The organism is Pseudoalteromonas sp. DY56-GL22 (assembly GCF_041414715.1).
In the GTDB taxonomy this organism is placed as follows: domain Bacteria; phylum Pseudomonadota; class Gammaproteobacteria; order Enterobacterales; family Alteromonadaceae; genus Pseudoalteromonas; species Pseudoalteromonas simplex.
Genome location: NZ_JANHZR010000002.1, coordinates 475527 through 496922, shown reverse-complemented (window position 1 = coordinate 496922; position 21396 = coordinate 475527). Strand labels below are relative to the sequence as shown.

The window sequence follows — 21396 nt, the reverse complement described above, 5'->3', positions numbered from 1 at the left end:
GATGCCAAATACACTACGGGATTAAGTTTATTTATGTTATTCAAAACCAAAGCGCTGTTAGCTCTGTCCACCTCATTAATTTATTCAACTGCTATTTTCGCAGCCCCTGCAAAAGTTGAAACTCGCGAACCTGAAGCTGCAACGGGATTTGCTCATAAGCAGGTTGTTAAAGGCGATAAGTACATGGTCGCAGCAGCAAACCCTTATGCAGTAAAAGCAGGGCAAAAAATGCTTGAGCTAGGCGGCTCAGCGGTTGACGCTGCTATTGCAACGCAATTAGTACTGACACTGGTAGAGCCGCAATCGTCGGGGATCGGTGGGGGTACATTTATGATGTACTTCGACAACAAAACAAAAAGCCTAACTAGCTTTGATGGCCGTGAAACGGCTCCAAGCAATGCTGATGAAACACTATTTTTAGATAAGCACGGTAAAGCCGTAAAATGGATTGAAGCCGTTGTAGGTGGTCGTTCTGTTGGTGTACCGGGTATTTTAGATGCCTTTGCCACTGCCCATAAGCGTTACGGTAAGTTAGAGTGGCAAACCTTGTTTGGCCCTGCCATTGAATTGGCTGATAAAGGCTTTATTGTGTCGCCGCGTTTACATCAATTATTGGCTAAAGAATTAAACCCTGGGGTCACTAAGCTACCAGTTATTCGTGACTACTTCTTCCCTGATGGTAAACCGCTTGCTGTAGGTACCGTGAAAAAGAATCCTGAACTTGCCGCGCTTTATAAAGATATAGCGAAACAGGGCATTGATGCATTTTACAAAGGTGAAAACGCTAAAGAGCTTGTGCATGCAGTGCAAAACTCAGTAGTTGCACCGGGTACATTAACGGTTGAAGACTTAGCCGATTACAAAAGCAAAGAGCGTGCACCTGTGTGTGTTGATTATCGCCAATACGAAGTGTGCTCAATGGCACCACCAAGTAGTGGTGGTGTAGCTGTATTACAGATTTTAGCCTTACTTGAACATAAAGATATGGCTAAACTTAAACCAAACTCTGTTCAAGCTCTGCATTACTTTACCCAAGCATCACGTTTAGCGTTTGCTGATCGCAACGTGTATATGGGCGACCCTGATTTTATGGCAATCCCGACACAAGGATTACTCGATAAAAACTATATTGCTGGTCGCGCAAAACTTATTTCTGAAAAAGATACTCACGCAGAAGCAGGCACACCGCCAAACTCAGTTGCATACGCGCAAGATGATGCATACGAGCTGCCATCAACGACCCATGTTTCGATTGTCGATAGCCAAGGTAACGCTGTGTCGATGACAAGTTCTATCGAGATGGCGTTTGGTTCAACAGTAATGGTGAACGGGTATATTTTAAACAATCAACTAACTGACTTTGCTTTATCGCCAACTAAAGATGGTAAGCCATTGGCTAATCGTGTTGAAGCAGGTAAACGTCCGCGTAGTTCTATGTCGCCAGTCATGGTGTTTAACAAAGACGGCAGCTTACGTTTAGTGGTTGGTTCGCCGGGTGGTAGCCGTATTATTGATTATGTAGCTCAAGTGGTTGTAGGTGTGCTTGATTGGAACCTAGATGCGCAAACAGCCATTAACTTACCGCGCATTACTAATCGTAATAATTACACAAGTCTCGAAAAGGGCACTGAGCTTGCCAACGCTGAAGCTGATTTTGTTAACCGCGGACACACAGTTCGTATCCTAGATTTAAACTCTGGTTTACATGCTGTTGAAGTTAAAAACGGTAAACTTTATGGCGCAGCCGATCCGCGCCGCGAAGGCATCGCTTTAAGTGATAAAAGCCACTAAAAACAAGCTCAGCAGCCTTAAAGCTGCTGAGTTTTCATGTATACTATCTGCAATGCCATTTAAGGCATAAAATTCATTTTCTTCAATGGTCTGACAAGGTGAAATGTCATTGCAATTTCGCCTTCAAGAGTAATAATGTCAGGTCATAATTATGACGCATCAAAGCTTGGAAATATGACTACAAATACCGATCCAAATTATCTTTATATTCCTTATTCAGGCCCAGGTCTGATTGAAACGCCACTATTAAATAAAGGCAGTGCTTTTTCACAAAAAGAAAGGGAAAATTTCAACTTAGCCGGATTACTGCCACCGCGTTATGAAACGATCGAAGAACAAGTTGAGCGTTGTTACCAGCAGTATTCAAGCTTTAGCGATAATTTAAATAAGCACATTTACTTACGTGCTATTCAAGATAACAACGAAACACTTTACTACCGTTTAGTGCGTGATCATCTTGAAGAAATGATGCCTATTATCTACACGCCAACGGTTGGTGATGCTTGTGAAAAGTTCTCAGACATTTACCGCAGTGCCCGTGGTCTATTTATTTCTTATGAAGATCGTTTCCAAATTGATGATATTTTACGTAATGCCACTAAAGGCAAAGTAAAAGTTATCGTTGTGACTGACGGCGAGCGTATTCTTGGTCTAGGTGACCAAGGTATTGGTGGTATGGGTATTCCAATTGGTAAGTTATCACTTTATACAGCGTGTGGTGGTATTAGCCCTGCATATACGTTACCAGTGATGCTTGATGTTGGTACGAATAACGAAAAACTACTTAACGACCCTATGTACATGGGTGCTCGCCATAAACGTATTTCGCAAGAAGAATATGACGAATTTTTAGATCTATTCATTAAAGCAGTTAAACGTCGTTGGCCAAGTGTTTTACTTCAGTTTGAAGACTTTGCACAACCAAATGCCATGCCATTACTAAAACGCTACCGCGATGAAATCTGTAGCTTTAACGATGACATTCAAGGAACTGCTGCGGTTACTGTAGGTTCTTTACTCGCTGCATGCCGCGTTAAAGGCGCAAAACTTTCTGAGCAAAAAGTTGTGTTTGTTGGTGCAGGCTCTGCAGGCTGTGGTATTGCTGAGCAAATCATTAGTACTATGGTTGCTGAAGGCATTAGCGATGAGCAAGCGCGTTCGCAAATTTTCATGGTTGACCGCTTTGGTCTACTTACTGAAGGTATGGAAGGCTTACGTGATTTCCAACAAGCACTTTGTCAATCTAAAGATGGCTTAAGTGAGTGGACTTACAGCGGTGAGTACGCATCACTATTAGATGTAATGCACTGTGCGCAACCAGACATTCTAATTGGTGTATCTGGCCAACCTGGTTTATTCACTGAACAGGTTATTAGTGCAATGCACGCATCATGCCCACAACCGATTATCTTCCCCCTAAGTAATCCGTCTAAGCAAGTTGAAGCACTTCCTGCTGATGTTATTGAATGGACAAACGGCCAAGCGATTGTTGCTTCTGGTAGTCCATTTGATCCGGTTGAGTATAACGGCCAAACATTCCCAATCCCACAATGTAACAACAGTTATATTTTCCCGGGTATTGGTTTAGGCGTTATCGCTGCTAAAGCAACGCGCATCACTGATGCAATGCTAATTGTATCAAGTGAAACACTGGCTGAGTCTTCACCACGTGCAAACACTGGGAAAGGCAGCTTATTACCTGCACTGACTGAAATCCAAGCGTTAAGTAAACGTATTGCATTTGCGGTTGCGAAAAAAGCGATGGAAGAAGGTGTGGCACTTGAGCTGAGCGATGAAGCGCTATGGGCAGCAATCGAGAAAAACTACTGGCTTCCAGAATATCGCAACTACAAGCGCCGTAGTATCTAAACTAGAACGCTTTTAGTGAATGAAAAAACAGGCTTTTTATGCCTGTTTTTTTATATCTGTAAAATGGCTTGTTCATATTCAATTAACCCTTTAAGGTGATAATGAACGGAGTTTTAAATTAAGGAACAGTATTATGCGTAAGTTAGTTTTTACCGCTATGGCAGCAACACTTAGTTTTAATGTGTTAGCACAAGCAACACCTGATGCGCCACATATTTATATACAAGGTAATGCAACGGTTAAAGCGATCCCTGATAACGTTAAACTGACAGTAGGTATTGTTGAAGTAGATAAAGATTTAATTGCCGCGAAAAACAAAGCCGATGCAACCATGGCGAAAGCGATTAAGCTCGCTAAAAACCAAGGCGTAGAAGAAAAGGGCATTTATGCGTCTAATATCTCGATTAATCGCCAAACAGAATATAACCGTGAAACGGGTAAGCAAGAGTTTGTAGGTTATAGAGTAACGCGTAGCCTGTCTGTAACTTTAACTGATATAAAAAAATACCCAATTATGCTTCAGCAACTAGTGAATTCGGGCATTAATGAAATTAATCAAACGCAATTTGTATCAAGCAAGTACGAAGAGCTACAAAAGCAAGCGCAAAAGCTAGCCATTAAAGATGCCCGTGCTGCGGCGAAAGAATTTGCCAATGACTATGGGGTAGAGCTTAAAGGTCTTTATACAGCTTCAAGTAGCCCACTTGATACAGGTAGCCAACCTTATATGCGTGCCAGCAAAATGGTTATGGCAGAAGCTGCACCAGATAACTATGTACCTGATGCATACAATGGTGGTGAGCTTACGATTACCGCAAGCAGCTATGCGGTTTATTTAATCGAAAACTAAGTTAACTTATTGATTGCTGGCAAACCTTGCCAGCAATTTTTCACCTTGTTGTTCTGAAATACGAGCAATCGCTTTTAGCATATTAGTGATTTGCTCACGGTCGTATTCATTACTAATATGCTTATCTATATCTTCAATAATTGCCCCTAAATAAACAAATAGGCTATCAGTTGCTTTATTGTTATCAGATGCTCTAAACAATATGTTTTTAAATGCCTCAAGCACGTTAACCATTACATAGGCGTCATTTTTTGCATAGTTACGAATTGGCGTGAAGTTATCATGCAGCAGCTCATCGAATGAGGTTTCGTGAATAAACAGGTGCGGTTGATTGTTCTCGCAACGTTTAAGCGAGTAATTCACATCGTAAATATCTAAGCGCAATATCAGTAATATGCTCAACATATCTATGGCTTTTACCGCAGTACCGGGATCGTTAATACCCGGGCTCATAGCTTTAACAGCGATTTCTGAAATTTGTGTCATACCGTAGCGGTAATGGTCACTAATATATTCTTCGATATAAAAGATAAAGCAGTCTAGTAATTGTTCTACCAGTTCAGGTTTGTCAGATAAATCCTTATCACACTTTAAAAACGGGTATCCCTTTACTGTAAAGAAGCCTTGTTTAACCGAAATATAAATTTTAATACCGTGCTGTTGGCATAACGCACACAACTTATCGCTATGTGCCCCTTTAAAGTAACCTTCTGTTTTACTTTTAACACTATGCCAGTCATCAAACTCAGGAAAATGCTCAACAGGATTTTGTTGTTGCATGTCAATTATGCATTTAAGCTCGCCTTTGGTATTTTTAAATAAGTCGTTTAGTACATTATCGACTTGAATTGCTTTTGAAATTGAGTGAATAAAAAACACAAAAAAACCAAGCGAAATTAAACCAAACACCAATGAAAAGAAGATACCAAGCGATGGAATACCCATATCTCCATCACCAATGGTACGTATGTTTATCAGCATTAATATGGTGTAGATAATACTACCAAGATAAAACCCCAGTACTAATTGGTGCGACTTACGGGTAATAAGCCCCGGTAATACACGCGGCGAAAGACTGGCACTGGCACTATTAAGCACCACCATAACCATAGAAAAACTAAAAACCGTTAATGAGATAATGCTGCCGGCAAGTGTGCTGAGGATGGTACGGGCATTCTCTTCGCTATCGACCAATAACACACCAATCAGCTTTTTAAATTCCATTGATAATGACGAGTACTCGACCGCAGTAGTAATTAATCCAAAAACTAAAAACATCACAGAGAGCATTGATGGGTAAAATCCGATACTACTGATCATTTCGCGGTAGTTATCGGCGATTTTTCTTGGCGTAAACATGCACTTCCTTAAGAACTGTTAGACATTAAATATCATACTGAGCTAACCTAACTACTTACTTAACAGCCTAGCAATAAATTATGCTAAGCGTCTAACTTTAAATAAAAATTGGAAAAACTGTGATTGTTTCAACGTTTGCTGCCATCTTGGCCATTTTATACATTCAACTTAGCTTTCGCGTGATCAAACTACGTAGAGCAAAACGCATTTCACTTGGTGACGGGGGAGACAAAAGCCTACAAGCAGCTATACGAACTCATGCAAATTTCATTGAATATGTGCCTTTTTCGTTGATCCTGCTATTTTTATTAGAGTACCAAGGCCTCCCAAGCCATTATTGCTATATTTTAGGTGCAATGCTGGTTGCTGGTCGTTTTTGTCATAGTTACGCACTTGCTGATAATCTGATGAAATTACGTGTATTAGGTATGATGCTTACTTTCATTACTATTTTGATTAGCGCTGTGATGTTATTAGTTACACAGGTTTTCTGATATGCTAAAAATTGTTTTTCCATGTTTGTTGTTCTTATTTTCAACTTGTTTATTTGCCAATGTAAAAACAATTAATGCCAAGAAAAATCGCGTAACACCACCAACCACTTTACATGTTGTTTATCCTAAAACAATGGATAGCTTAGACGAAGAAGTACTTTATCCTTTAATACTTCTTCGTACAGCTTTAAAAAGAAGTGGTTATAAGTTTACCTTATCACCCGCACCTGAATTATTAAGCCAAAATCGTGTTTTAAAAGAAATTGAAACGACTGGATCTATCAATGTTACTTGGAGCATGACAAACCAAGAGCGTGAAGACACTTTGCTCCCTCTACGAGTTCCTATATTTAAAGGCTTATTTGGTTGGCGATTAATGTTTACTACAGAAGATAAGTTACCGAGGCTGAAACAGCTAAAATCTCTTGATGATTTAAAATCGATTAACTTAGTTCAGGGTACAGATTGGCCAGATACACGAATTCTAACAAGTAACGGTTTAACAGTGGCAACGGCAATGGACTTTGAATCATTGTTTGTAATGTTAGATAGAGGAAGGGGGGATTTATTTCCTCGTTCAGTATTAGAGATCCAAGATGAACTTGCGTATTTTAAAGAAGGAATGCCGTTGGTCGTTCTGCCGCATCTAATGCTCAAATACAAAAGCCCAATCTATTTCTTTTTTAATAAACATAATACTAATATTGCTAAAGCCGTTTCTCAGGGGATTAAGGTTATGCAGCAAAGTGGTGAATTTGACGAATTATTTTTTAAGTACAACGGAAACTTTATAAAAAACGCCCACCTACACGACAAAATTGTTATAGAATTGCACAATTATGATTTACCAAGGTTAACCCCAGTCAACGACAAATCGCTGTGGTTAGCATTTGATCAGGTGCCATGAGCTCTAAAATTTTTATAATCGGTTTACCACGAACCGGCACAACTAGTATCTGTAACAGCTTTTTACAACTCGGTTATAAAACCGCCCACACAGCCTATACCCAACAAGCAATTACAAGTGCAGATGTTATTGCTGATACTCCAGTTTTTAGTGAATACGCCTTGCTTGATGAGCACTTTGCAAATAGCCGTTTTATCAACCTCGAGCGCGATTTAACTAAATGGTTGCCATCTATAAGGCAGTTATTAGCACGCATGCACACTAATTTAATGCGCCCTGATGGTGGTTTTAATAGCCATTTAAAGCGCTGTTATTTTGATGTGTTTGGTCAGTATAGCTTGGCAGAGTTAGAATCTGATGAATACTTAACAGCGTGTTATCAGCGTCACCAACAGCAAGTGGCAGACTACTTTAAAGGGCGTGAACAGCAATTATTAACACTGGATGTAGCAGACTCAAACAGCCCGCAATTACTTCAGCAGTTTTTAAACACTCAGCAGCCAATTAGCTTTAAACAGCTGAATATGGGTGGCAAAGTCACAGCGTGGAATGACATAAAACACCCAGATCAAGTATCATCTACCCGAAGTGGTAAAATTGATAAATCTCTTGGTTATAATCACACGTAAAATACGTTAAAATCGCCGCAATTATAAGTTTAGTTGTTCCTCATCATGTTTGAATTGAAATACCACACGCCATTTGAATGGACAGAAGGTGTCTTAGCTGACTTCGATACCTTTTTACAAGATCATGCTGCAGCAGAGAAAAAAGCTTCTGGTATGGCTATGTCTATGCTTTCTCATTACCCAGACCGTCGCAAGCTTGTTAGAGCCATGACAGACTTAGCACTGGAAGAAATGATCCACTTTAAACAAGTGTTAAAGCTATTAATGGAACGTGATGTATCACTTGGCAATGACCAAAAAGATCCTTACATCAAACAAATTCGTGCGGTATTTAGAAATGGTCGTGATGAATTTTTAATGGACCGTTTATTAGTAGCAGGCGTTATTGAAGCACGCGGACACGAGCGCTTTTCTCTTGTTGCAGAAGCTTTACCTGCAGGCAAAGAAAAAGAGTTTTATGTCGCGATTGCAAAATCAGAAGAAAAACATAAAAACTTATTCGTTGAACTTGCTTACGAGTATTTCGATAAGCAAGAGGTTGATACACGCCTTGAAGAAATCCTTATTGCAGAAGCCGAAATCTGTAAAAAAATTCCATTTACAGCAGCGCTTCATTAACTTGATGCTTGTGTATTAGGCCTTTTAGCCTAATACACAAATTTATGTTTAAACCCCAAAGCAGTAAATTAGGGACTAAAAACAATAATTAAGTATCCTGCAAATAGTTACGCTAATTCTAATTGATTAAATAAACAGCATACATTCATCTTTCTCTCCTATAGTTAAATTAGTACCTAACTGAGAGGAATAGAGCATGAAATGGATGATGACTCTTACGACGTTGTCGTTAATAGGGATTGTATTCACCGGTAATTCTATTTATACCGAAGTGAAGCTTTTTCGTTCAAACGATAAGCCAACCGAAATAACTGCTAGTATGTATCGCTCGCTTATTTGGCATAGTGATATTTATAAAGACGATGAATTTCTAAATACCGCACAAAGCTACTTTAGCGATGGTAAAATTGATACGCGTGAATACAGTAAACTAACTAGCCTGGCAAGCAAAACTGCTGGCCCAATCATCTACCTTCAAGAAACAGATGAGCAGTTGTGGCATGCAAGGCTAACCTACAAAAAATACCTTGAAGAGCAAACGGTCGAACGACTGGCAAGTTTACATTGAGGAAAACTGCTTTTTCAGCGTGCTAAGCTCAACAATGGTGGGCTTACCGCTGAGGTAATTAGTATCAAGGTGGTAACTATTGCCAAGCCAATAGGGCTTTTGGGTCGTGTTATGGCCATGCACAGAAAAATCGATACTTGGATTTATTAGCGCTTTTTTCTCTTTGGTTAAGCTTCTATCCCAAAGCAAAGCGCCAATCGCTTGTTGTATATCTTGAGTAGGATTTTGCCAATCCCAATCCGCATGTGTTGTATGTGATAAACCAACTTTAATTTTGCCGTATTCAACATAGTAAGAAAGCGGGCAGTTAAGTAGCTGCTTACAGACAAATGCGAGCTCTTCATCAGTTGCATCTAAATGCCAACGGCCGCCATTCTCAACCCATAATCGGTAGTAACTTTTATCGCCTGCAAGTAAAGACTCAAGCAACATATGCTCGTGGTTACCAAGGCACATGTTCACACCAAGCTCTTTAAAACGAGAAAGTAACGCAATGCTGTGCTCACCTCGATCAATCACATCACCCAGTGAAAACAAAATATCTTCGCTTGGATTAAAATTAACAGAGCAAAGCGCCTGTTCAAATTTAGTTAAATCTGCATCTAAATCGCCAATAACAAATACACGTTTACTTTCATTAATTTGCATCTTAACTTGAATTGGGTTTTGCGAGGCAAGAGGGCTTTTAACTAAATTCAAAATACATTCCTTTAAGCAGCTAATAATTTAAGACTATCATATCTCGTTGCTATTTGAGCACTGGGTGGTTATTATCTAGCCTCACTTTTTAGGAGTTACCGCCAACATGAACAACTAAACCTGTTATCCAATTTCATTTTTATCTTTTTGGACCAACAGGGTTAGTAGGCGTTGCTCACTATCACTTTTATACTATTACTTTTCGTGTGATCAAGCGCTTATGCCCCTGTAATACAGGAGGCACTATGCCACAACTTCAAGCTTTTAATTTATGTTACCAACATGGCAATGGCGATGTTGTATTTAACGACCTTTCATTTTCACTCACAGCAAAAGTCACCGCGTTAGTCGGCAGGAACGGTTGTGGTAAATCTATATTAGCGTCAATACTTGCTAAGCAAAAAGAGCCTAGCTCTGGTACGGTTGTATGTAATTCAACCCTCGGTTTATACCGACAAATGAACGATATAAATCAGGTTGAAAACCAAACTATTGCAGAGGCTATTGAGCTAGAGCCTGTGTTTAATGCCCTTGATGCTATAAACCAAGGGCATGTTACAGAGCAAAACTTAATGTTAGTTGAGGGTAATTGGGACTTAGCAGAGCGCTTTAATGCAGAACTTGTAAGGCTTGGCGTAAACAACAAAACCCCTTACTCCTTAAGCAAACATTTGAGTGGCGGTCAGCTTAGTAAATTAAAGCTTTGGGCACTATTTACCTGCATAAAGCCCGACATTTTAATACTGGATGAGCCATCAAACCACCTAGATGCAAAAGGCAAAAGCTGGCTTATAAAGCAAATACACAACTTTAAAGGGCAATTATTACTAATAAGTCACGACCAAGAATTATTAGAAAAAGCCCATGAAGTTTGGGAGCTAACACCCCTTGGGTTAACACAATATGGTATGCGTTTTTCTGAATACCAAGCACAAAAACAGCAGCAAGTTGCTGCGCTTGAAAACAAATTAAACCACGTTGTTAAACAGCACAGTAAGCTCAAGGCAGCAGAGCAACTACAAAAGCAAAAAACACAAAAACGTGCAGGTCAGGGCGCAGCACTCAGAAAATCAGGCAGCCAGCCTAAAGTGCTGATGGATGCTAAAAAAGATAAAGCCAGCGCTAATTTATCATCACAAATCAAAAATACCGCTAAGCGAGAGGGTGAACTCACTCGAAATAAACATGAGCTTTCTAGCCAGCTTGAACAAACTAAAGCGCAGCAATTTTACCTAGCGCAATCAAATGAAGCTAAGCATCATAAGGTACTTAGCCTGGAGGAGGTTGTAATAGCTCATGGCACACAAAAACCGTTTAATTTACAGGTATTCAGTGATGATAAAATTCATTTAGCGGGCGCAAATGGCACTGGTAAATCAACCTTACTTAAAACCCTGAACTACGACATACCAGTAAAAGCAGGGCAGTTACATTGCAATCAAGCACTTTATTATTTAGACCAACATTTTACATTAATAAACAACGAGCTAACCCTGCTTGAAAATGTGATGACTTACTGTAAAAACCTAGATGAGAGCACCGCGCGTACTCTACTTGCCAGTATTGGCTTTAGAAAAGACGCTGTTTTTAAATATGCCGCACTTTTAAGTGGCGGTGAAAAAATGAAGCTCGCCATGTGTATTGTCAGTAATAGTGAAAGCACCGCATTTTTGTTACTCGATGAGCCCGATAATCATCTCGACCTAGAATCAAAACAGCTCTTGGCATATTCATTACAGGGTTTTAAAGGCGGGTTTATACTCGTAAGCCATGATAAATACTTTGTAGAAAGTATCGGCTGCAATAGGCAAATTGGTTTATAAAATAGTCATTTACAAATAAGCGAGCTAGGGTGGTTGTAGGTACTTTATACCAATCCGCAATAATACTTAATCATTTTGAGGGATTAAACCTGTCGCTATCTGCGTTAAAAATTTCTGATTTAGAACAACTAAATAACAAAATTTTTGCCTTGCTATCAACGAGGTTTTATTGCCTCAAAATAGACTACTTAATTAAGCGAATTGGTATTACAAGGAATGACTATGAATTTTACTGCCGCTTACCGCATTTTTACTGCTTTATTCATGCTGATTGTAACCATAGGTTTAGGCATGACGCTCAATGATTTTATTTCGGTGATCTATGTGTTCGTGCCGTTATTATTAATGCTAGTCAGTTCATTTATCCCATTTTTTAAACACCGAAAACTGCGTTTAATACTTTTTTCAGCCCCAATCATTATTTTTTATTGCTTTGGCTTTTATCCTTGGCTTACAAATTACGAAGAAGTCGCCGTTTCTTCATCCACCACAACCCTCGATTTTATAATCATCCCAGTTTGGGCAACTTTATATGGCGCGGGTTTTGTTGTATTGCATGAAATAGCATTAGGTGTGGCTAGGGCGGTTAATTGGGGGAAGTGAATTCAACTAATTAGAAAGATATTTACTAGTTTTGTTAACTTACTCTGAGTTTTGATGAAAGTTATTAAACTGATACATCAACCAACGTGAGGTGTTGGGTTTAGATGTAACGGGTTTAATTGAAGAGTATAGGGGCGTATAAAAGGTTGAAAAACTGATAGCTATGAATTAGCTTGTAGAAAAATAAGGAAGTTACAATGCAAGACTATGCCACTCAAATCCATGATCTTTTTGAAGATGACTCTTTTCCTCCAATTGTTGCTTTCTCTGGAAAATGGGGAATTGGTAAAACGTTTTATGTTCAAAATCACCTTACAACAGAGTTAGTTACAAAATACGACAAGAAAGTACACTACTTATCATTAATGGGGATTACATCGATAGAAGATTTTAAAGATCTTTTAGTATCCAAAGTTTATCTAGAAGAAAAACATGATAATACTGCAACAACAAAACTATTTGATCTATTTAGCTCTGTTGAAAAACACATAGGAGGTAATAACACTATTAGCAGTGTTATAAAAGGTTCAACTGGTGCAGTAAAACACTACATGTTGAAAAACATTGATGATGAAATTTTTATAATTGATGACATTGAGCGCCTTGAAGATAAGAGCCTAAAAAAAGCAATCATGGGTGAATGCTTAAATCTTTCAGAGAAAAGTGAAGATAAGAAAAATAAGTTTTTGTTTGTAACTGATTTAGATACTTTGAAAATCGAACAAACATATACAGAAAAAATCTTTTCGGAAGTGATTTCTTTTAATCCGACACCAGAAGATCTTTTCGAAATATTGCAAGAAAGCTTGTACCATTTAAAAGATAAACGAGCTGAAATCATTCATCAAATTGATTCCAAGAATTTAACAAATTTAAGAGTATTAAGTCGACTGTTTAAACGTTCAGAAGCATTGTTCTCCGAATTTAGTTCAGATTATGAATTAGATTTAGACGTTATAAAAAACAACATAATAGAAGATAGTTTTAAAGTTGCTAAACTTTTCTATATTGACAACAAAACAACTACTGAAATATCTCAACCAGCAAACAAGCACGAATCTATCCAGCTAAAGGTTAGGCATTCGTTTTTACTTAATGAAGACTTTATTAATTACTTTACTGGTTCTTATGTAGACATTAAAAATATATTGGATCATGAAAACTTACCACTAAAAGGAAAACCATTAGATAAGTTGCTCTATCAGGAGCCTTATAGGCTCAGTGAAACCGATTTTAGTGAAGGTATTCGCGAACTTAAGACATATATTTTGAATGAGAAAGAAGTCCATCTTAAGAAATTTTTTGAATGTTGCTATTATCATGAATACCTAGTATCAAACGGTTACATTGAACAGGATAAAGACATCGAATATAACCAGATATCAAAAATAGCGGACCAAAAAAAGTTTCATAATTCTCCTAAGTTCCATAACTTAACTTTAAGCGATGAACGTTATAAAAACCTTTTCGAAGCTTATATTGGTAAGTTTAGTTATATAACAAATCAAGATGAACTGGATAAGCTATTTAGTTCAATGGAAAATTCATTTGCAAATTGTGAGTTATACGTTGGGAACTCTTACAAGTTAAGGCCTATATTGAACGAGTTTTCAGAAAAAGACTGGAGAACACTCTTTAATAATTGGACCTCTGAAGACATTGGTTGCTTCGGTGATTACTTATTTACGAGGTATGAAATAAATGAGTCTAAAAAAATATTTGAGAAAGAAAAAGGTACAATCAGGTTTTTGAAAAACTTAATAGATGAGTTATTAGAAACTGAACCTACAGGCTTAAAGAAAGGTTTACTTCATTATCTAAATAAAGCTTTAGAGCATTCACAAGACGTCCTAAACAACTAGGCTTGCATTTTCAATGCCTTTTCATTTTAACCTAATAACACACCCGCAAAACACAGCGCTGAAAACTACTTTACAGTGGAATGCCCCCTCTAAATTTATTTACTTAACGCATGACAAAAGCAGTGCATGCGCCATTTATTGAGTTATTAGCTCAGCTTATTGTGTCGGCCAATTCTAAAAACGAGCAGATTGCAATATCACGCCGTTGCCCGTTAAAAGATTTGCCAGCACTACGAAAAATACTCGTTAGCATGCCTGTTAAGTTAAAAATCTCAATTTAACCAAACATCATAATTAAAATAATAAACCATAAAAAAGCAGATAAGGGGAGGGTATGGCAGTCGATGCAAACTAAATACCTAGCTTAAATTAAGTGGATAAACAGATAGTTTGAGTAGACTTTGATTTGGAAATTACATTAAGTTAAATTGACAGTTAACTATAAGGAAGAACAGAACACTAAGGATAGTTTTGAATAAATTCATAATTTTTCTCTTTTTATTGCCCCTCGCTATTATCTCTTTTGGTGCATCAGCAAACGCAGGAGTCCCTATGATTATGCTTGCAGTGCCTGTGTATTCGATCTCTTTGTTACCAATAATTGCTATTGAAGCAATATACCTTCAAAAGAGTTTAGATTTAACCAAAGGACTATCGGTGAAAATGGCATTTGTTTCAAATTTAGTATCTACGATTATAGGGGTTCCTTTAACTTGGGTAATTCTTGTTTTAATACAAGTGCTGACGGGCGGTGGCGCAGCGTATGGTGTGGATACATTTGTAGGTAAAATGTTAGCAGTAACGTGGCAAGCGCCTTGGTTAATCCCTTATGAATCTGACTTACATTGGATGATTTTATTTGCGGGGTTATTCCTACTTATTCCTTTTTATTTTGTATCATGGTGGTCTGAATTTTTAGTTTCAAAGAAAATTCTTGCAGATACAGTGCTTAGTAAAAATGACATTAAGATTAAAGTAAGGAATGCAAACCTAATAACATATAGTTTGTTGGCGTTTTGGCCAATTGGCTGGTATGTAGTTGGCTACGTATTAAAGTAATAGGCAATTCATGAAAGTCTAAAATTAATAAATCATTTGTACATTCAGAAATAGTAATTTCTTACAAAGCAATTGTTCACTCATTTTGATTAAGTCATTACCAATGATATTCAGCGTCTAACTTACTTAAACCAAATCGTATAGTTATCTAATTTGAGCTTGAAGGGCATCTACGTGGCTTTCGTAATTACGAACAGTTTGTTGTAGAAATAAATCATAGTTAATGAACTTAAAGCCATAACAGTTACAGGCAGTGAAACCAAAATTGCTTTTATATTTTTGTGAAGCCGTACAAGAAAGGCATTTCAAATCTAGGACTGTAAAAAGTCATCGTTGTAGTCTTATTGGAATAAAGTAAGTCGTGTTGAAAATTTACAAAGTAAAAATGAGCATTTCATAAAAAGCTAGAAAACCGTGAAAAGCCATATTAAGCAAAGAAGGGGCTAAAAAAACCTTAAAATCTAACGACTAATGAGCCTGCTTATAAAGATAAATATGCTATTTAACATAATATAAATTATAGGTGGTGATGTATCTATGCATAGCGATACCTATTCTCTGCGCATGTTAAGTCCAATACTAGACGGTATCGGACATTAGGGTGTTGTTTTATCATATTATTCATTTTATTAGTGCTTGTTTCTTGAGCTTAGTTATCTCATGACTTATATTAAAACTATCAACTTGAGATGTAACGATAAGATGTAAACGATATGGAATTTGTGAAGCCGTTAGAACCTATTCTGATAATCGACGATATGCAAGATATCCGCGACTATCTAAATCAAATTTTAACTGGTCTTGGTTTTGACGATATTTTAGAAAGTCGAGATTTTGAATCAGCTAAAACGGTTATTGAAGAAAAGTCGCCTAACGTAATCTTTCTTGATATTGAACTACCTAACACTGACGGTACACAAATTCTTGAATACTTAAATGACCACCATCCTCATACGCACGTTGTTATGTGCTCTGGTCATAATAGTCTTGAGAATGTGCAAAACACCTGGGAATTAGGTGCTAAAGGTTTTATCGCCAAACCATTCAACGCAAAAAAAGTCGACTCAGTTATGAAACGTCTAGAATTGATGGAAACCATAACAAATTAAGTAGTTTATGAATTCGACAATCCAACTCATTATCGATGACCTATCAACGGTCATTTTTGGTAAGCAACAACAAATCAAACTCGCCCTTACGTGTTTATTTAGTGAAGGCCACCTGTTAATTGAAGATTTACCAGGCATGGGAAAAACCACTTTATCTCATGCACTTGCTGCAGTTCTTGGCTTGTCATATCAACGTATTCAATTCACTAGCGATTTATTGCCTTCTGATATTCTTGGTACAAACATCTTTGATGCTAAAGAGCACAGTTTTTCTTTTCATCAAGGTCCGGTCTTTAGCCAAGTTGTTTTAGGTGATGAAATTAACCGTGCAGGCCCTAAAACACAAAGTGCATTGTTAGAAGCAATGGAAGAAAAACAAGTGACGGTCGATTCGGTTAAACACGCCCTACCATCACCATTTTTTGTAATTGCGACGCAAAATCCTGTGCATCAATCTGGCACTTATCCGTTACCAGAATCGCAATTAGACCGCTTTTTTATGCGTATTAGTTTAGGTTTTCCCGATAAACACGCTGAGAAAAACCTCATTTTAGGCTTAAACAACCGAAATTATGACGACTTACCTATGCGCATTAATCCTAAGCAACTTGCTGTTATTCAAAAAGAAATTAATAAAGTAACGATAAGCAACGCGGTGGTTGATTATATTCTTGAGCTCGTTGCGTATACTCGCCAAGATAACCATTTTGTAAACCCATTATCACCAAGAGCGAGTATTGCGCTTGCCCGCGCTGCAAAGTCATGGGCGTATATTGAAGGTCGTGATTTTGTAATGCCTGAAGATGTACAAGCTGTTTTTCCTAGCGTGACTGATCACAGACTTGGCTTAAACGCTGGTGACAGTGGCTATGCACTTAAACATGTGCCTGTAAGCTTATAAAACATGTTTAAGCGCCCTGCTTTTGTTAATCGATTTCGTCAGTCCGTTTTTAATAAGTTATTAAAAAACAAGCATAAAACTAACGAAATTGAGCTTCAACATAAAACAATTTATGTATTACCCTCAAAACTTGGTGGGCAGTTTTTACTAATTGCCTTACTGAACTTTGTGATGGGCATTAACTATCAAAACAACTTGATTTTAGCCATGGCGTATTTAATGGTGGTTGTTTTAGTATTTGCGATACTCACCGGCTATAAAAATGTGCGAGGTTTGTCGGTTAAATACCAATCAGTTAATGAAAGTTATGCGCCAAAAGCCCCTTTTGCGCGTTTTCAAATTCACGCACGATCATACTGTGAGCTTATAAAACTGGTTAATGACAACCTTGAATCTGAAACTGTATCACTGCAAAACAAAGAGAAAAAGACCGTTGAAATAGTGCTTAAATGTAGTGAACGTGGTGCATATGGCTTTGATAGAATAAAAATCATTAGCCACTTTCCATTTGGTTTAGTGTCTGTGTGGAGTTACATTGAACCAACCGAAACCGTGTATGTTTACCCACAACCTATCACCACTGAAAAGCTTGATACTCAGCTCCATGACAATGACGAACACGACGGCGATAACGCACAAGTTAAAGCGGGAAATGATGACTTTTACCAGCTTACCCCTTTTGTGCAAGGAACAGCGCTTAATAAGGTATCGTGGAAACACTACGCTAAAACTCAGCAACTATTAACGAAAGAATTTACCAGTGATGCATCACAAGAGTTAGCGCTTAATTTCAATATGTTGAGTGGCAATAATGAGCATAGATTAAGCCAGTTATGTTTTTTGGTTAATCAATTAACTGACCAACACATGGCGTTTTCGTTAACCTTACCCAATAAATACATTGCAAAAGGCCAAGGGGTCAATCATCAAACAACCTGCCTACAAGCTTTAGCGGAGTTTTAATTATGAATACGCCGCTTATAAATACTGTTTTATCAGTGCTGTTTATTGTTACCAGTGGCTTTTTGTTTACTGAAGTAGCGACTCCATTCTTAGCCATATTGGCAGGACTGAGTTTTTTAAACCTGTTTTTAGGTAAGTTTTATAAAAAACTAAATGGATTGGTGGCGAATATTTTGGCTGCGGTTTGCTTAGTTGCCTTATTTATACTGGTTGGTGTGAGCGATACGGTCAAGTTATTTGTATCCATGATGCTACTTGCTAGCAGCTTTAAATTGCTACAAGCGAAAACCGTTAAACAGTATCAATCTGTGTGTTTACTGGTGTTTTTTAACCTTTCAACGGTGTATTTGTTTCATCAAGGATTATTTGAAACCTTGATAGTCAGTGTACTTTATATTGTTAACTTCGCGGTACTAGGCTATTTAACTAGCCCTCAAAGCTTTAAGGCCGCTAACAAACAAAGTTTTAAAACCATACTACTAGCCTTACCCATAGCGGCGTTTTTGATTTTATTTTTACCTAAGCTACCCGCATTTTGGCAGCTACCGGGGCCAAAACTTGCTAAAACGGGGTTATCAGAGCAGGTTAACCCCTTTTCGATTGCGAAATTAGCAGAGTCAGATGACTTAGTTTTTCGGGTAGAACAACAGCCAGAGCAAGCTTTACAAGCCCCCTATTACTGGCGCAGCCTTATTCATGATGAGTTTAATGGCAGTGAATGGTTAATATCGGACATTTTGAAATCGCAACAATATAACCCAATTCGCCGTACAATTACTCAAAGTAATGGTGTTAATTATCAGGTTATTGCAGAGCCTTCATCTTCAAATTGGCTTTTTGCAGTTGGCTTTGCGCAAAGTGATAATTCTGATGTGCACTCAACCTACAATGGTTTGTTAAAACGCAAAGGTAACTTAAACAAAAACATTAAATACGCGGTAACGAGTAGCCAAGCCTCGCTGAGCCTAAATGAATTTGAAAAACGCTTATACACCCGCTTACCGAAAGCAACTAATCCACAAACAACAGCTTTGGCAAAAGAGCTGGCTGCTGAGCATATAAATGCCCAAGGTTACTTTAATTCGCTACTTGATTACTTTAATCAGCAGCAGTTTGCTTACACATTATCACCTACACCCATGTATGGTGATAATACGTTAGACCAGTTTGTGTTTGATACCAAACGTGGCTTTTGTGGCCACTATGCCAGCACCGCTGCATTTATGTTTCGTGTTGCCGGTTACCCTGCCCGTGTTGTGTCGGGTTATTTAGGCGGAGAACAAACTAAAGCCGCTACGCTTAACATTTACCAATATGATGCACATGCTTGGGTCGAAGTGTTCTTTGATGAAAAGTGGCATATTTTTGATGCTACCGCTGTTGTTGCCCCGGAGCGTTTAAACGGTTCGTTATCACAACTGGGGGATTTAAACGAAAGCTTTAACGACAATCTTAACTTTGGCCTAAAGCGCTGGAGTCATTTTAAAGCAATAAACTGGCTGCGAATTCACCTTGAAGAGCTCGACTATAAATGGACTAACTGGGTGCTTACGTTTGACCAAGAATCACAACAAAGTTTATTTGATTCTCTGTTTGGCAATAAGTCAGCATGGCTAACACCTTTAATTGTGTTAGGTACATTATTACTGAGCTTTACTGGCTATTTCTTATATAACAAACGCCCTATTCGAAGTAGAGAGCCGCTGGTTGATGACATCACTAAGCTATACCTGTGGGCAAAAAAGCAAGGCATTGAGCCAGTTGATACCAACACGCCACTGCAAAATATTGCTTTAATTAAACAGCAAAAGCCTAGAACAGAGGCATATTTAAGTGAGTTTGAGCAAATAATCATCGAAGTACGTTATCAACAGCAATCATATAACCAAAATCGCAAAAACCGCGTACGAGTTCTGTTAAACTCTCTCAAAACAGCCAAATAGAGAACAATATGAATGCAGTAATTGTCGGCGTTATGTTGATGCTGATCCTGACACTTTGTCGAATTAATGTCATTGTGGCGATGACGGTAAGCGCAATTGTTGCGGGTTTGACCGCAGGCCTTGGTTTATCACAAACCGTTAATGCATTTAATGATGGCTTATCGGGCGGCGCTGAAATAGCACTGAGCTATGCGATGTTAGGTGCATTTGCGGTGGCTATTTCTAAGTCAGGTTTAACCCGTATTTTAGCGTCTAAGTTACTAAAGCAAGTAAACGACAATAGCCACAAAGGCGAAACGACGCTTAGTTATCTTATATTGAGTATTATTTTGTTGTGTGCGATCTCGTCGCAAAATTTGATACCCGTACATATTGCTTTTATACCAATTCTAATACCGCCCCTACTTGTTGTTTTTAACAAGTTACGCCTTGATAGACGTGCCATTGCGTGTATCTTAACCTTCGGCTTAGCCACCTCTTATATGGTGCTACCTTATGGTTTTGGTGGCATCTACTTATATTCAATCTTACACAAAAACCTCACTGAAAATGGCTTAGAGATTCTTAATACTCAAGTGCCGATGGCAATGATCATTCCAGCCATTGGGATGTTATTTGGTTTATTGGTTGCGGTGTTTATATCTTATCGAAAACGCCGTAGTTACGAGTCCCACAGCCTAACAGAGCAACAGCAAGAGGTTGTCATTGAGCAGCCTAAAAAAGTGTTAGCTGTGGGAATTACCGCAGTACTTTGTTCATTAGTGGCACAAAATATTAGTGGCTCTATGATCCTGGGTGGTCTTGTTGGGGTAGCTATATTTACCTTATTCGGTGTTGTAAAACTTGAACAAAACGGCGATGTATTTAGTAAAGGCATTGCTATGATGGCGATGATTGGCTTTATTATGATTTCGGCGCAAGGTTTTGCTTCAGTGATGAAAGCAACCGGTGATGTAGCTTCATTAGTTAGCTCTGCCGCAGGAATGATTGAGGGTAACAAACCCCTTGCCGCTGCGTTAATTTTACTCGTTGGCTTATTAATCACCATGGGCATTGGTAGCTCGTTTTCGACAGTGCCAATTATAGCCACCCTGTTTGTACCACTTTGTATGGAACTAAACTTTTCTGTTATGGCTACTGCGGCACTGGTTGGAACTGCTGGTGCGCTAGGTGATGCAGGCTCCCCTGCCTCTGATTCAACACTTGGCCCAACATCTGGCCTAAATGCAGATGGGCAACACGACCATATTTGGGACTCTGTCGTGCCTACTTTTATCCATTTTAATATTCCACTACTGATTGCTGGCTGGGTTGCGGCAATGGTGTTGTAAAATTAGCATTGTTTATTT

Annotated in this window: 19 protein-coding genes; 17 read left to right on the top strand and 2 right to left on the bottom strand. The window is 38.4% G+C overall.

Annotated elements, in window-relative coordinates:
* Positions 1–33 precede the first annotated feature (33 nt).
* The 3 genes from ggt to NO991_RS06160 all read left to right on the top strand — a co-directional run bounded on the left by ggt (position 34) and on the right by NO991_RS06160 (position 4510).
* Positions 34–1791 (top strand): gamma-glutamyltransferase, encoded by a 1758-nt coding sequence (gene ggt / locus NO991_RS06170; RefSeq protein WP_371351793.1) that lies wholly within the window; start codon positions 34–36, stop codon positions 1789–1791.
* A 174-nt stretch (positions 1792–1965) separates the two neighbouring features.
* Positions 1966–3660 carry an NAD-dependent malic enzyme gene (locus NO991_RS06165; RefSeq protein WP_371351918.1) on the top strand — a complete coding sequence of 565 codons (1695 nt, stop codon included), beginning with the start codon at positions 1966–1968 and terminating at the stop codon, positions 3658–3660.
* Between the two features lie 133 nt (positions 3661–3793).
* Positions 3794–4510, top strand: a complete 717-nt coding sequence (locus tag NO991_RS06160; protein WP_300417704.1) for an SIMPL domain-containing protein — start codon at positions 3794–3796, stop codon at positions 4508–4510.
* A gap of 6 nt (positions 4511–4516) precedes the next feature.
* On the opposite strand, the gene NO991_RS06155 is transcribed toward NO991_RS06160, so the two are convergent.
* Positions 4517–5869, bottom strand: coding sequence for a DUF2254 domain-containing protein (locus NO991_RS06155; RefSeq protein WP_300546211.1), 1353 nt, complete (start codon positions 5867–5869; stop codon positions 4517–4519).
* A gap of 119 nt (positions 5870–5988) precedes the next feature.
* Here NO991_RS06155 and NO991_RS06150 point away from each other — a divergent pair, with 119 nt between their 5' ends.
* The 5 genes from NO991_RS06150 to NO991_RS06130 all read left to right on the top strand — a co-directional run bounded on the left by NO991_RS06150 (position 5989) and on the right by NO991_RS06130 (position 9085).
* Positions 5989–6363, top strand: coding sequence for an MAPEG family protein (locus NO991_RS06150; protein ID WP_166340113.1), 375 nt, complete (start codon positions 5989–5991; stop codon positions 6361–6363).
* Position 6364: 1 nt separating this feature from the next.
* Positions 6365–7270 carry an ABC transporter substrate-binding protein gene (locus NO991_RS06145; protein ID WP_166340115.1) on the top strand — a complete coding sequence of 302 codons (906 nt, stop codon included), beginning with the start codon at positions 6365–6367 and terminating at the stop codon, positions 7268–7270.
* Positions 7267–7899, top strand: coding sequence for a sulfotransferase (locus tag NO991_RS06140; protein ID WP_371351792.1), 633 nt, complete (start codon positions 7267–7269; stop codon positions 7897–7899). Before NO991_RS06145 ends, NO991_RS06140 begins: the two co-directional genes overlap by 4 nt.
* 45 nt (positions 7900–7944) lie before the next feature.
* Positions 7945–8517 (top strand): tRNA-(ms[2]io[6]A)-hydroxylase, encoded by a 573-nt coding sequence (locus tag NO991_RS06135; protein ID WP_138616725.1) that lies wholly within the window; start codon positions 7945–7947, stop codon positions 8515–8517.
* Between the two features lie 196 nt (positions 8518–8713).
* A complete protein-coding gene (locus tag NO991_RS06130; protein ID WP_054553872.1) occupies positions 8714–9085 on the top strand; it encodes a hypothetical protein in 372 nt (123 codons plus the stop codon).
* Here NO991_RS06130 and NO991_RS06125 read toward each other — a convergent pair.
* On the bottom strand, positions 9077–9784 hold the full coding sequence (locus NO991_RS06125; RefSeq protein WP_054553871.1) for a metallophosphoesterase: 708 nt from the start codon (positions 9782–9784) through the stop codon (positions 9077–9079). The genes NO991_RS06130 and NO991_RS06125 overlap by 9 nt on opposite strands.
* A gap of 245 nt (positions 9785–10029) precedes the next feature.
* Here NO991_RS06125 and NO991_RS06120 point away from each other — a divergent pair, with 245 nt between their 5' ends.
* The 9 genes from NO991_RS06120 (at position 10030) to NO991_RS06080 (ending at position 21378) form a co-directional block, all read left to right on the top strand.
* A complete protein-coding gene (locus NO991_RS06120; RefSeq protein ID WP_371351791.1) occupies positions 10030–11607 on the top strand; it encodes an ATP-binding cassette domain-containing protein in 1578 nt (525 codons plus the stop codon).
* A 222-nt stretch (positions 11608–11829) separates the two neighbouring features.
* Complete coding sequence (locus NO991_RS06115; protein ID WP_371351790.1) at positions 11830–12210, top strand: hypothetical protein; 381 nt, start codon at positions 11830–11832, stop codon at positions 12208–12210.
* Between the two features lie 197 nt (positions 12211–12407).
* Positions 12408–14072 carry a hypothetical protein gene (locus NO991_RS06110; protein ID WP_371351789.1) on the top strand — a complete coding sequence of 555 codons (1665 nt, stop codon included), beginning with the start codon at positions 12408–12410 and terminating at the stop codon, positions 14070–14072.
* A 471-nt stretch (positions 14073–14543) separates the two neighbouring features.
* On the top strand, positions 14544–15131 hold the full coding sequence (locus tag NO991_RS06105; RefSeq protein WP_187489596.1) for a hypothetical protein: 588 nt from the start codon (positions 14544–14546) through the stop codon (positions 15129–15131).
* A 713-nt stretch (positions 15132–15844) separates the two neighbouring features.
* On the top strand, positions 15845–16240 hold the full coding sequence (locus NO991_RS06100; protein WP_194441462.1) for a response regulator: 396 nt from the start codon (positions 15845–15847) through the stop codon (positions 16238–16240).
* Positions 16241–16247: 7 nt separating this feature from the next.
* Positions 16248–17141: an AAA family ATPase gene (locus NO991_RS06095; protein WP_371351787.1), complete on the top strand. Its 894-nt coding sequence runs from the start codon at positions 16248–16250 to the stop codon at positions 17139–17141.
* Positions 17142–17144: 3 nt separating this feature from the next.
* On the top strand, positions 17145–18104 hold the full coding sequence (locus NO991_RS06090; protein ID WP_300582648.1) for a DUF58 domain-containing protein: 960 nt from the start codon (positions 17145–17147) through the stop codon (positions 18102–18104).
* A 2-nt stretch (positions 18105–18106) separates the two neighbouring features.
* A complete protein-coding gene (locus NO991_RS06085; RefSeq protein ID WP_300542673.1) occupies positions 18107–20047 on the top strand; it encodes a DUF3488 and transglutaminase-like domain-containing protein in 1941 nt (646 codons plus the stop codon).
* 8 nt (positions 20048–20055) lie between these two features.
* Entirely contained in the window at positions 20056–21378 is a 1323-nt protein-coding gene (locus tag NO991_RS06080) for a Na+/H+ antiporter family protein (RefSeq protein ID WP_300357804.1), read from the top strand.
* Positions 21379–21396: the final 18 nt, after the last annotated feature.

Excerpts from the sequence above, each read along its gene's own strand:
- NO991_RS06140 (WP_371351792.1), top strand. The coding sequence starts at position 7,267 with ATGAGCTCTAAAATTTTTATAATCGGTTTACCACGAACCGGCACAACT.
- NO991_RS06165 (WP_371351918.1), top strand. The coding sequence starts at position 1,966 with ATGACTACAAATACCGATCCAAATTATCTTTATATTCCTTATTCAGGC.
- NO991_RS06085 (WP_300542673.1), top strand. The coding sequence starts at position 18,107 with ATGAATACGCCGCTTATAAATACTGTTTTATCAGTGCTGTTTATTGTT.
- NO991_RS06160 (WP_300417704.1), top strand. The coding sequence starts at position 3,794 with ATGCGTAAGTTAGTTTTTACCGCTATGGCAGCAACACTTAGTTTTAAT.
- ggt (WP_371351793.1), top strand. The coding sequence starts at position 34 with ATGTTATTCAAAACCAAAGCGCTGTTAGCTCTGTCCACCTCATTAATT.
- NO991_RS06135 (WP_138616725.1), top strand. The coding sequence starts at position 7,945 with ATGTTTGAATTGAAATACCACACGCCATTTGAATGGACAGAAGGTGTC.
- NO991_RS06130 (WP_054553872.1), top strand. The coding sequence starts at position 8,714 with ATGAAATGGATGATGACTCTTACGACGTTGTCGTTAATAGGGATTGTA.
- NO991_RS06110 (WP_371351789.1), top strand. The coding sequence starts at position 12,408 with ATGCAAGACTATGCCACTCAAATCCATGATCTTTTTGAAGATGACTCT.
- NO991_RS06115 (WP_371351790.1), top strand. The coding sequence starts at position 11,830 with ATGAATTTTACTGCCGCTTACCGCATTTTTACTGCTTTATTCATGCTG.
- NO991_RS06080 (WP_300357804.1), top strand. The coding sequence starts at position 20,056 with ATGAATGCAGTAATTGTCGGCGTTATGTTGATGCTGATCCTGACACTT.
- NO991_RS06155 (WP_300546211.1), bottom strand. The coding sequence starts at position 5,869 with ATGTTTACGCCAAGAAAAATCGCCGATAACTACCGCGAAATGATCAGT.
- NO991_RS06100 (WP_194441462.1), top strand. The coding sequence starts at position 15,845 with ATGGAATTTGTGAAGCCGTTAGAACCTATTCTGATAATCGACGATATG.
- NO991_RS06090 (WP_300582648.1), top strand. The coding sequence starts at position 17,145 with ATGTTTAAGCGCCCTGCTTTTGTTAATCGATTTCGTCAGTCCGTTTTT.
- NO991_RS06095 (WP_371351787.1), top strand. The coding sequence starts at position 16,248 with ATGAATTCGACAATCCAACTCATTATCGATGACCTATCAACGGTCATT.
- NO991_RS06120 (WP_371351791.1), top strand. The coding sequence starts at position 10,030 with ATGCCACAACTTCAAGCTTTTAATTTATGTTACCAACATGGCAATGGC.
- NO991_RS06145 (WP_166340115.1), top strand. The coding sequence starts at position 6,365 with ATGCTAAAAATTGTTTTTCCATGTTTGTTGTTCTTATTTTCAACTTGT.